The sequence below is a fragment of the Methylocapsa sp. D3K7 genome, assembly GCF_029855125.1.
In the GTDB taxonomy this organism is placed as follows: domain Bacteria; phylum Pseudomonadota; class Alphaproteobacteria; order Rhizobiales; family Beijerinckiaceae; genus Methylocapsa.
Map to the genome: position 1 here is coordinate 1,194,956 of NZ_CP123229.1, position 12,042 is coordinate 1,206,997.

A 12,042-nucleotide genomic window follows, 5' to 3' on the forward strand; every position below is an offset into this window, starting at 1 on the left:
TCCCAGCAGCTTCTCCTGCGTCAGCAGCACCGAGATGCCAGCATCCGTCACGAGATAGGCAAGGCGATCCTTTGGATAGCTTGGATCAAGCGGCAAATAGGCGCCACCGGCCTTCAAGATGCCGAGAATGCCGATCACCATATCGAGCGAACGCTCGACGCAAAGGCCAACGACCGTCTCGGCGCCGACTCCGAGACCAAGTAGATGATGCGCAAGCCGATTAGCCCTGGCATTCAGCGCGCCATAGGTCAGCTGCTCGGCCTCGCAGATCACCGCCACCGCGTCCGGGTTCCGCGCGGCTTGCGCCGCGAAGAGTTCCGCAAGACAGGACCGGGAGCGCGCCTTATCCACGACATTCCCCGCCCCGCTCCACTCTTGCACAATCTCCGCCTGTTCACTTGCCCCCAGAAACGACAACTCCGACAAAAGTGCCCGCGGCGAGGTCGCGAGCCCACTAAGCAAGACGCCATAATGACGCGCCATGCGTTCGATCGTAGCAAGATTGAACAAGGCCGTCGCATATTCGATCGATGCGCGTAGCCCCTCCTGATCTTTCGTTAAACTTAATGTTAGGTCGAACTTTGTCGTTGCCGTCTCTAGGGTCAGTGGCGTAACAGCGAGGTCTCCTAATTCAATCACCTGCAAAGGTGCGTTCTGTAAAACGAACATCACTTGAATGAGCGGTGAGGATGCGAGATCGCGCTGTGGACGGAATTCCTCCACCAATCGTTCGAAAGGTAGATCCTGATGTGCCAATGCACCAAGAACAACTTCCCGCACACGGCGAAGGACTTCGACAAAGGTGGGATTCCCGGACACATCGCTGCGCAAAACCAAAGTATTGGTCAGGAATCCGACCAGTCCTTCGGTTTCGATCCGATTCCGGTTGGCGACGGGGGTACCAATACAAAGATCGTTCTGCCCAGTATAGCGGAAAAGCAAGATGTTGAAGGCTGCGAGAAGCAGCATAAATAGAGTGACGCCTTCGCGCGCGCAAAGTTCATCAAGCTTGTGCGTTACGGAACAGCTCAAGCGCCAGCTAAAAACTTCGCCCTTATGGCTTGAGACAACGGGCCGGAGGTGGTCAGACGGAAGGTTTAAAATCCTATCATGACCGGCAAGACGCTCCCGCCAATAGGCGAGTTGAGTGTCGAAAGAGCCTCCTTCAAACGCTGTCCTCTGCCAATGCGCGTAATCTGGATAATGAATTGGTAATTCATTCAGAGGACTTAATTGCCCAGCAACGAATGCGGGATAGAGGACCGCCAGCTCACGGATCAGAATATCGATGGACCAAGCATCTGCCGCGATGTGGTGCAGGGTTACCACCATAAGATAATCGAAACTGGCCGCGTTTTGCGTTTGAGGCTCGGAAAGCTGGAACAGACGAACGCGGATCAACGGTCCTTTCGCGAGATTGAAGGGGCGTATCGCTTCCCTGCGAGCCAGAGTCTGTGCCACAGCTTGCCGCGCCGTTACCCCAAAATCCGTAAGCGGTTCTGCGGCAATCGTCAGGCACTGTTCGGGCTCAATAATTTGAATTGGCTTTCCGCCGTCCGCCGGAAATCGAGCGCGCAACACCTCATGCCTCTGCAATATCTCGTTCAGGCTGCGCTCCAGCGCCACGACATCGAGCGACCCTTTCAGCCAAAATCCGGCCGGAATGTTATAGGTCGGGCTACCCGGCTCTAGCTGGTCGAGAAACCATAAACGCAGTTGCGCAAAAGAAAGCGGCGCGGGTCCGGCCGGCCGCGCTGTGATCCGTGCACTTGCGATGGAAGCGTCGAATTCGCCGCGCAGCCGCTTTTCCAAAAGCGCGATCTTTGCCGCCGACAACTTTCCGCGCGAGGCTGATGGTCCGATTACTTTGGTCATTCGGCTTCACAGTTTCCAGCGCTAGTGTCATCCAACATCCGTTCAGCTTCGTCGTCGGATATCACCTCGAGGCTTTCGATCAATGCCACTTCGATCGCTTCAGCAAGTTCGGCGGGGGTTGGCGCTTCGAACAATAGGCGCAGTGGTAACTCAACCTGGAATGACTTACGCAAGCGAGATAAAACTTGGGTGGCCAGAAGGGAATGGCCGCCGAGCTCGAAGAAATTGTCATAAATCCCAACTCTCTGGTGCCCCAACACCTCGGCCCAAATGCCAACCAGAATCTCTTCTGTTGGATTTCGCGCCGCTGCGAAGCGAACCCGCGAATGCTCGTCAAATCCCGCCGACGACAAGGCCTTACGGTCGATTTTCCCATTTTTGGTCAATGGCATGGATGGCAAAATAACGAATGTCGCGGGCACCATATAGTCCGGCAAAGTTGCGCGGAGGCTCTCGCGCAGCTTCGCTGTGAGACTCCTCACAGTCCGTCCCTGCGCCGGATCATTGGCGTAAGCACGAAGCGAAAGACTCGCCTCGCAATCGGGTTGGTCCAACCAGTCCTGTTTGGGTGGCTCACCCTCGGATCTCTGACGAGTGCAGACAACCTCAAAACTTCCGTCAGCTGCGCCACGTAACCAACCAATTTCGATCGTATATGGTAGATGCTGAGCAATCCCCCAAATGTCTTCCGGATCAACTGCCGCATCGCAGCACTCAGCCCAAATACCGCGCAATCGATCAACGATCGGGCACTGGGCCACAGCCCAAGAGTCGTCCTCCAACATACTAACAGCACGCACCGCGCCCATCACCCTGCGGTTTGGAACGCCGGCTATTCGCAACTGATTAGGCTTCTCACGAGCTAACCGCGCGCGCAGTTCTAAAATGGTGAGCCCTTCTTGCGTCCAATCGAGCCAATCGCTATCGGGAGTTGTCTCACAATCAAAATACAGAATTGCATCATAACGAAATTGCGTCATTTCGTTTGGATGCCTTCCTTTTTTCGGCACAACATCGATCCGCCCGACGCGCGCAAGCCGCCGCGTTAGGACCGTGAAGATTGCGGGATCGATGAGAAGCTCCTCTTCCTGGAGAAAGCGCAACTGCAGACGATTGCGAAGCTCACTGGCAGAGATTAATGTGGAACACGATGCCGATGCGCTCTCCAGTTCCACAGCGAGGTTGAAAGCCTTCAGCAATCCAAGATGACGCAGATCCCCAAGAAAAATCCGTCCCCCCGGCTCGACCAATCGGGCCGCTTTTTCAAGAACGTTGAAAAAATAATCGACATCAGGGAAATATTGTACGACCGAATTCAGTATAACCGTATCGAAGCTCGCGTCCTCGAACCCATCGAATTGATCCGCAGCGCGATGCAACAATTCTACACCGGCACATTTGGGCTTCAATTTCGCGATCACCTCTGAAACATAGCCAATCGCCGAAGCTGAAAAATCGGTCCCGACATAGCGGATGCATTTCGGCGCGAGGCGAAAGAGAAGCAGGCCCGTTCCGCAGCCGATTTCGAGCACTTTTTTAGGGTTAACGGCGCGAATGCGGGCGACCGTCTGATCTACCCACTCTTGCATCTCATTGGCCGGTATCGGCGCTCCGGTGTAGGAGCTAATCCAACCGGAAATATTGAATTTTACATCAGCGGACAGCGATGGCGACCGGAAGGTCTCGTCAAAGATATTCCGCCATTGTTGGACTTGCTCTTCCGCCGCACCTTCAATCTTCTTAGTAAGCTGCTTTACGACGATATAGGCGACCAACCTCTGGTCTCCATTTCCCTGGGTATCCGCTCCCGCTCCCGACACTGCTACGATAGCCTCGTTTACCGCGGGATGAGCACAAAGCGCCGTCTCGATTTCGCCAAGTTCGATACGATGACCACGGATTTTTACTTGATGGTCGATACGCCCGGCATATTCCAAATTCCCGTCAGGTTGCCAGCGCGCCAGATCACCGGTGCGATACAGACGACCGCCAACCCCGCCAAATGGATCCGGCACGAACCGTTCAGCGGTCAGACCAGGACGGCCAAGATAGGCGCGTGCCAAGCCAAAGCCGCCGATATAGAGTTCTCCTTCAACCCCCGCCGGAACAGGCTGCAAGAAAGCATCCAAAACATAGGTCCGCACTCCGTCAATCGGGCGCCCAATGATGCTCCCTTTCCCCGCAAGCTGCGCGGCCCCCTGATTACACATCGTCACATGCACAGTCGTTTCCGTAATCCCATACATGTTCACGAGGAGGGGAGATGCCTCGCCATGGCGGTCAAACCATGGCCGGAGACTCCGCGGGTCAAGGGCTTCGCCGCCAAAAATCACCAAACGCAGCACGAGCCGCTTGCGATCCTCCGCGAAAGCCTCCGTCTGCAGCAATTGCCGGAACGCCGAGGGCGTCTGGTTCAGGACCGTTACCTCCGTCCTCGCTAGCAACTCATAAAAAGCCTCGGGTGCCCGGCTCACCCAATAGGGCACCACAACAAGCCGTCCGCCATAAAGAAGAGCGCCCCATATCTCCCAGACTGAAAAGTCGAAGGCGTAGGAATGGAACAAGGTCCAAACATCTTCTGGACCAAAACCAAAAGCCGCTTCCGTTGCAGAGAAAAGATCCATCACATTGCCATGCGAGATCATGACGCCTTTAGGCTGGCCGGTCGAACCCGAGGTGTAAATGACATAAGCGAGATTGGCTGGGCCACAGAGTGTCGGCGGATCCACATCCGATGATCGCGCCCATTGCCAGGCATCCTCGTCGAGGCAGATGGTCTTCGCTAGCGTCTCTGGCAGACATCCCAGCAGCTTCTCCTGCGTCAGCAGCACCGAGATGCCAGCATCCGTCACGAGATAGGCAAGGCGATCCTTTGGATAGCTTGGATCAAGCGGCAAATAGGCGCCACCGGCCTTCAAGATGCCGAGAATGCCGATCACCATATCGAGCGAACGCTCGACGCAAAGGCCAACGACCGTCTCGGCGCCGACTCCGAGACCAAGTAGATGATGCGCAAGCCGATTAGCCCTGGCATTCAGCGCGCCATAGGTCAGCTGCTCGGCCTCGCAGATCACCGCCACCGCGTCCGGGTTCCGCGCGGCTTGCGCCGCGAAGAGTTCCGCAAGACAGGACCGGGAGCGCGCCTTATCCACGACATTCCCCGCCCCGCTCCACTCTTGCACAATCTCCGCCTGTTCACTTGCCCCCAGAAACGACAACTCCGACAAAAGTGCCCGCGGCGAGGTCGCGAGCCCACTAAGCAATGTCGAAAAATGATCGAGCATTGCGGTTACGGCACGCACGTCGAAGCGCGTGGAGTCATAGTTGACCTTGAAGGTCAGTTGCGGCCCTGGAAATGCAACGATCGTGAGCGGGTAATGCGTTTGCTCTGCGAAAGAGACATCTTCCGCTAAAATCATACCCTGCTGCTCGCGCAAGGCCGCATCAAGTGGATAGTTCTCGAAAGCCAACAAGCTTACGAAAAGCGGTTCGCCCCGCGGCGCTTCACCCCAACCTTGGATCTCCACGAGTGGCGTATATTCATACTGACGCAGCGCAAGGTTTTGCGCGAATAGAAAGCGCAACCAGTCGGTAACCCGCGCATCAGGCGGTACCTCCACGCGCAACGGCAGGGTGTTGATGAACAGCCCCACCATTGTCTCAACGCCCACAAGTTCCGCCGGGCGTCCTGAAACAGTCACTCCAAAAAGGACATCCCGCTCGCCACTAGTGCGGCTCAGAAGAATCGCCCAAGCCCCCTGCACCAGTGTATTCAGGGTTACCTGTTGGCGGCGGGCGAACTCCTCGAGAGCGCGCGTCTTTTCCACGGAGAGCGCTAGGCTCATCTCGGCATAGCGATCGCCAGAGTTCTGTGCCTCGCCAGCGGCCAAAGAAGAAAATGGCAAGGGGGTCGACGCCTGAAAACCCGCCAGCGCTTTCCGCCAATACGCTTCCGCCGCTGTCATGTCCTGACCTGACAGCCAAGCGAGATAATCGCGGAATGGTTTGCACGGCATAAAGTGGATCGAATCGCCCTGTATTAGCGACTGATATACAGAGAAAGCATCCTTGATAATGAGCGGGCCGCTCCACCCATCCAGCAGCACATGATGGTGGCTCCACAGAAACAGCCAGCGATCCTCGGCGCAACGCATCAGAGCGAGTCGCATCAGCGGCGCCTGCGCAAAATCGAACCCTGCCAGCCGATCATCTTCGAGGTAAGCCGTCCAGAGCCTGGCCTGCTCTTCCGCAGAGACACCACGCCAATCCTGTTCCTCGATGGAGAGGGTCGCTTTCGCATGCACCACCTGCACCGGCGCATCGAGACCCACCCAGCGGAAAGAACTCCGCAGGATCGGATGCCTCGCCATCACCTGCTGCCACGCCGCCGCGAAGGCAGCTGTGTCTAGCGGTCCCCGCAATGTACAAGTCAGCTGTTCGACGTAGACCCCAGACCCCGGCGCGTATAGCGCATGAAACAAAATCCCTTGCTGCAGCGGCGTCAGCGGATAGACATCCTCGATGCACCGCACGTGGCAAAATAGCTGATCAAGCTGGGACTGTGACAACTGCGCCAAAGGAAAATCCGACGGCGTATAGCCTCCCACATCCGGCAGCGCACAATGCAAAATCAGCGCCCGCAAATTCTCCTGGCAGTCGTTCGCCAACGCCTCAAGCGTGCCCCGCCGGTAGCGCGCCGCGCTAAAATTCCAGCCTATGCGCAGCTGCCCTTCAAAAATGTCGGCATTGATAGCAAGCTCATAGGGTCGCCGCCACTCCGGATGTCGGCCTTCTATCACTTCGCCGCCGATCAATGAAAACAGCGACCCTGGCGCGAAAGATGGATCGAGACGCCCCATATAGTTGAAGAGAATTTGCGCGCGTGGCAGGTCGCGCAAAGACTGCGTCGCCTCATCCGGCGCGTCGAGATAGCGTAGCAGTCCATAGTGCAGACCGCGCTGAGGTGCCTGCCGCATCGCTTCTTTGACCGACATCAGACTGTTGGCTAGAGGCGCCTCGGGGTCGATGCTAAACAAACGAGGCGAGACGCTGGTGAACCAGCCCAAAGTCCGTGTCAGGTCCACATCCGCAAAAAACGCCTCCCGGCCGTGGTGATCAACATCCACCAACACATTTTTGCTGCAACACCAGCGGCTCAGTGTCAGTGCCATAGCCGTCAGGAGTAAGTCTTCGATTCCTGTCCGGTACGACGAGGATGCGCGATGCAGGAGCGCCTGCGTGACGGTTTCGTCGAGTACGGTTTGGATCGTTGCACTCGATTGTTCGCGAGGATCGCCGCTGGGGTCGTCGACTGGCAGATGCGACGTGGAATCATGGAGCAGTCCGGTCCAGTAGCTCACCTCGGCCCGCACAGCTTCACTTTGCGCATAGCGTTGCAGACGGTGCGTCCATTCGGCGAACGACGTGGTGGAGATTGATAGTTTCACCTCCGAACCTGCACGAGCCTGCAGATAGGCCAACTCAAGATCCTCAAGCAAAATACGCCAGGAGACACCGTCGGCAATAAGATGACTCATCATGACGATCAGGTAGCCTGTTCCTCCATCATAAGTCTCTACCCAAACAAGGCGCAGCATCTGTCCTGATTCAAGATCGATTTCCATTTGCTCGCTAGCGATACGTCTTAGTTCCGCAATTTGCTCGGCCTCGGGCAATATGGGTAGCTTGATCCGGGCAACCGCCGCACTTTGCCAATCTTCTGCAATGCTTTGACGCCAGCCACTTTGACTGCGCTCAAAACGCATCCTCAACGCATCGTGGTTGTGAAAAACAGCGGCCAATGCCGCGTTCATCGCAGCGTCGTCAAGGGGTTCCCGCAAGGCAAGCAAAAGCGCATGTGTCCAGAACCCTTGGTGCACATATTCGAGGTCAAAGAACCATTTCTGGATGGGGGTCAGTGGATACACGCCTCCCTGTGCTGGTAAGTGTTCTTGCGATTCCGTTGCAACAGTCACGGCGGCCAAAGCTGCGATCGTTTGGTGTCCGAACAGCTGGCGCGCAGTCACTGCTAGCCCTTGCTTTCGTGCTCTCCCGACCATCTGAATGCTAAGGATGGAATCACCCCCTAGCTCGAAGAAATTATCTTCGATGCTGATCGTATCTGTCCGCAATAACTGCTGCCAGATGGAGAGCAGCGTTGCTTCGATGTCGTTGCGCGGCAGAATGAGATTACTTGCCTTTGTGCTCCGGTCCGGCGCTGGGAGGCGGGCACGATCCAGTTTGCCGTTGGAAGCCTTTGGCAAGTGTTGTTGTAACACCCAGACCGACGGTACCATGTAGTCGGGCAAGACCCGGTGAAGTTTTGCACGCAGCGAGTCAAAATCCGTATCTGCGCTCCGTGCCACCAGATAGGCGACGAGCTGTCTGTCACCAGGACGGTCTTCGCGCATGGTGACTGCACAATCGCGCACTTCCGGCATAGCCAATAGGCGCGCCTCGATCTCGCCCAACTCAATACGGTAGCCTCGGATCTTAATCTGATGATCTGTACGTCCAACGAAATCGAGCTGCCTATCAAGAGTCCAGCGCGCAAGGTCGCCAGTACGATAGAGACGGCCACCGCGAGGGCCGAAGGGATCCGGCAGAAAGCGTTCGGCGGTAAGATCAGGCCGATGGAAATAGCCTCGCGCCACGCCCGCTCCGCCAATATAAACCTCGCCGACTATTCCACGCGGCACCTGTTGCTGCCATGCATCGAGCAGATAAATCTGCACACCTCCTATAGGACGTCCAATCGAAACCGCCCCTTGCCGCTGCGCGATCTCGAACACCGTGCTCCACACGGTTGCTTCCGTCGGGCCGTATTCGTTGTAAAGCCGTGTTCCTGGGAGGCGTTCGTGATGCAGCAGGGGTAGGCCTGGCGGACAGCTTTCGCCAGCAACGATCACCTTCTCTAGGCACCGCAACCGAGTGCAATCCTGCTCGAGCAGCACTTTATAGAGGGATGGAAGGCAAAGAATATGTGACAATTTATAACGGTCAATCAGCCCGGCCAGCACATCCGGATCCTGGATTTCTTCGACCCGTGGCAGATACAGACAGCCCCCCTGGCTCAGCGTCCAGAACAGACCAGCCACCGAACTGTCGAAGCTGAACGAAGAAAGAAGCAGAAACCCCCGGACCGGCTCCGTATAATGTTGATGGCGGCTCAGAGTTGACTGCAGCGCGGTGCGGTGACTAACAGCCACCCCCTTCGGACGCCCGGTAGAGCCCGAAGTGTAGATTATATAAGCAAGCTGATCTGGGAGCGCCCGCTTTTCAGGCCGCCAACTCTGTTCCCCGGCAGGGGCGCCATCAACCGCACCGTCAAGATAGATCGCCTGCAGTGCCAAAGGGTCGGCCACCTCGGCAAAAGCAGGTTCCGCCAAGATAAGCGCGACCGCAGCATCCCGAATCATCCATTCCAGACGTTCGCGCGGATGCTCGGGGTCCAATGGGACGTAGGCACCTCCTGCCTTGAGCACCGCGAGGATCGCTGCGACCATCTGGAGTGGGTCCGCGATCAGGAGGCCAACCCGGTCCTCGGCTTTAAGACCCCTGGCCCGCAGGCACGCCGCCAGAGAGTTCGCCCGACGGTTCAGTTCAAAATACGTCCAGCTCGTTTCTCTATGGCGTAGCGCGAGAGCTTGCGGAACGCGCCCGGCCTGCCTTTCGACTAGCTCGTGGAGTCCTTTCACCTCAAGAAATGCTGAAGCAGTCGAAGAACACATTTCGTCCATCAACCGCAGGCGTTCGGCGTCGCTGAGCAATGACAGTTGTTCGACCGGCACCCCCGGTTCGCGGGTAGCATGCGCCAAAAGAGTCAGCCATTGCTCCGCGAGACAATCGACAGCCGCCAGGGAAAGCCGCGCGCGGTCGTAATGGAATTCAACGATGCCCCCTTCCTCCCCGAGAAGGCATTGCAAATGGAGACGAAATGGCTCCTCAAGGGACGATTCTCGTTCGAGAGTCATGAGTAAGTGGCGCGACCGCTCGGGAGCCATCGCGGGAGCATAGCCAAAACCAATCAGTGGTTCGCGCGAGCGGCAGGTATAATGCAAGGAATCGGCAGCAGCATAGTCCTGCCAGTCGTGATGCGCTTCTAGAATTACCTGAAGCCGCCGCACGAATGTGGGGAACGGTTCACCGGTGTTAAAAGTACATCGCAAAGGCAGGGGACACGCAAAAGGGCCAATCGCCGTGGCAATCGACTCACTGCGGCCATCGCTAAGATACGCGAGCTCAATTTCCTGGTGATCGGTTTGCCGATGCAGCAAAGCCAACCAGCTAGCCAGCAGTATGGTCTCGAGCGTCGCACAATGCCGCGCCGCATATTCAGTCACAGCACAGACCTGATCCCGCGATAGCGGCAAGGTCATCACAGCCGGGACGAAGATTGATTTATCCGCAATCTCATTCTCAAGAGCCAGCCGAATTGGAAAAACATCCGGCCGCTGTTGCTCGTCCCAGTAACGCACCCCTTCGCCCGTGTCACTTGCGATAACATCCTCCTGCCAGGCGGTGTAATCCGCGTATTGCAGCGGCTCCTCCGCGTGTCGGGAGGCGGTCTCCTCGCTGTACCCATCTATCAATTCACGTACGAGGTTGTGGAGGCTGGCTCTGTCGCCGCAGAGTGGCGAAATCGCGATCAACAGATAATGCAAGCCGGTGGAAAATCGCACCAGTTCCGTACGAATCGCCGCGCCGCATAAATCATTGAATGTTGGTTCGTTTTCGATTTCAGCCAGAGCCGATGCGGCTCGTTCCTCAGAGCCTGGTCCATGCTCCAACTGGCTTAAATCGCAGAGTTCAACGATAAAGGCCGCGTCATCAATGATCTGGATCGGCAATGACAAACCAGGTGCCATCTCAAATCGTGTGCGCAAAGACTCATGGCGCGAAACTAGTTTGCCGAGCGCCTCCCGCAGGTGCAAGACATCGAGCGGGCCTTCCAAACGCAGCCGTCCGCACACCGGTCTCAAATCTACCCCTGCCCGCTCTCGAAGGCGCCATAAACGCTGCTGTTGCTGTGAGAGCCGGAATCCCGTCGTCTGTTTGTTCGACGTCACGACGACACTCCCCCTCTTATCGCCCAATCATTCGGTTGAAACGTCTGGGCCATGGCCACGAGGATCCGGCGAAATCCGCGAAACGGATTACGGCCGTGCACCGTGAGAATATTGTCCACCAGCAGGACGTCGTTTGTTCGCCAGTCAAACTCGCGGAGTGCCTGTCGGTAGACGCAACGCAGATGCTCCAGCACCTCGCGTTCGATAGGCGCGCCATCGCCATAATAGGTTTGGGTGGGAAGGTCCTCTTCCCCGAACTCCTCAAGCAAAGCGTTGCACAACGCAGCTGGCAGGGTGGTCAGATGAAAAAACGTCGCATGATTGAACCAAACATCTTCGCCGGTACGCGGGTGACGGATCATTGCCGGGCCGGTCTGACGGGTGCATAGACGGTTGCCGGATTTCCATGTCCAAACAATGCCAAGGCTGGAGCAATAGCGCTCAACCTCGGCACGGTCATTGGTCTGAAACACAGTGGTCCAGGGTAAGCCGAACCCAGCCCCGTAATTGCGCACGTAGAGAATACCGCGCTCCACAAATTGCTTCTTGACTGCGGGATTGATAAGCCGCGTGATTTCACGGTTGTCGCCGATCGGTGTCTCCCCCCCTTCGGGAGCCGGAACCTCGCTATAAAAGACGAGGTAAAGCGGACAGATGGGCGAGTAGGAATGTTCATTGTGTGGAAAAATGGTCTGGTCCGATGGATAATCCGTCGCGGTGTAAACGTGGCGTCCGACTTCGGTACGCGGAGATGCGCGAAAGCGGTACTCCAGCGCGCCGCCGCACAGCTTCTCCACGCAATCTTCAAAATCCGGTACCCCATCGACGGCAAAGCCGCGCAACAGGACCGCTCCGTGCCGTGCTGTCAGCACCTCAAGCTCCGCCCGCCGCCCGGTTACCCAGGACGATAGCCGCAGTCCTTTGGCGGGAGCTTCGACAACAATTGGATGTTCGCCGCACCCCGGCAAAAACCCATGCTTCATGGGCTCTGCCTGCCCGAAGGTAACGGAACGGCGGCGCACGGACCCGAGTGCAGGCTTGCTTCCCTGGGTAGTCATGGTTCGCTCCAGCGGTGCTGAATATGGGAATGCGGCAAATT

The 12,042-nt window shown here is 57.0% G+C and carries 3 protein-coding genes (1 of these 3 running past the window's edge); all 3 read right to left on the reverse strand.

Annotation, left to right across the window (positions count from 1 at the left end; translation table 11 throughout):
• Tightly spaced (each overlapping or abutting the next), the 3 genes in view from QEV83_RS05455 to QEV83_RS05465 form a layout consistent with a single transcriptional unit that may run on beyond the window.
• A protein-coding gene (locus QEV83_RS05455) for a non-ribosomal peptide synthase/polyketide synthase (protein ID WP_280130220.1) crosses the window boundary here: on the reverse strand, positions 1–1,875 show its beginning. Its footprint begins 13,404 nt before the window's first position; only the first 1,875 of its 15,279 coding nucleotides appear in the window; the start codon lies at positions 1,873–1,875; the stop codon falls past the left edge of the window.
• The gene (locus QEV83_RS05460) at positions 1,872–10,943 is read right to left on the reverse strand and encodes a non-ribosomal peptide synthetase (RefSeq protein ID WP_280130221.1); all 9,072 of its coding nucleotides are present in this window, start codon (positions 10,941–10,943) and stop codon (positions 1,872–1,874) included. Before QEV83_RS05460 ends, QEV83_RS05455 begins: the two co-directional genes overlap by 4 nt.
• On the reverse strand, positions 10,940–12,001 hold the full coding sequence (locus QEV83_RS05465; RefSeq protein ID WP_280130222.1) for a TauD/TfdA family dioxygenase: 1,062 nt from the start codon (positions 11,999–12,001) through the stop codon (positions 10,940–10,942). Before QEV83_RS05465 ends, QEV83_RS05460 begins: the two co-directional genes overlap by 4 nt.
• Positions 12,002–12,042 lie beyond the last annotated feature (41 nt).

Bases quoted from the DNA above. Each gene is read 5' to 3' on its own strand.
- QEV83_RS05465 (WP_280130222.1), bottom strand. From the start codon at position 12,001: ATGACTACCCAGGGAAGCAAGCCTGCACTCGGGTCCGTGCGCCGCCGT.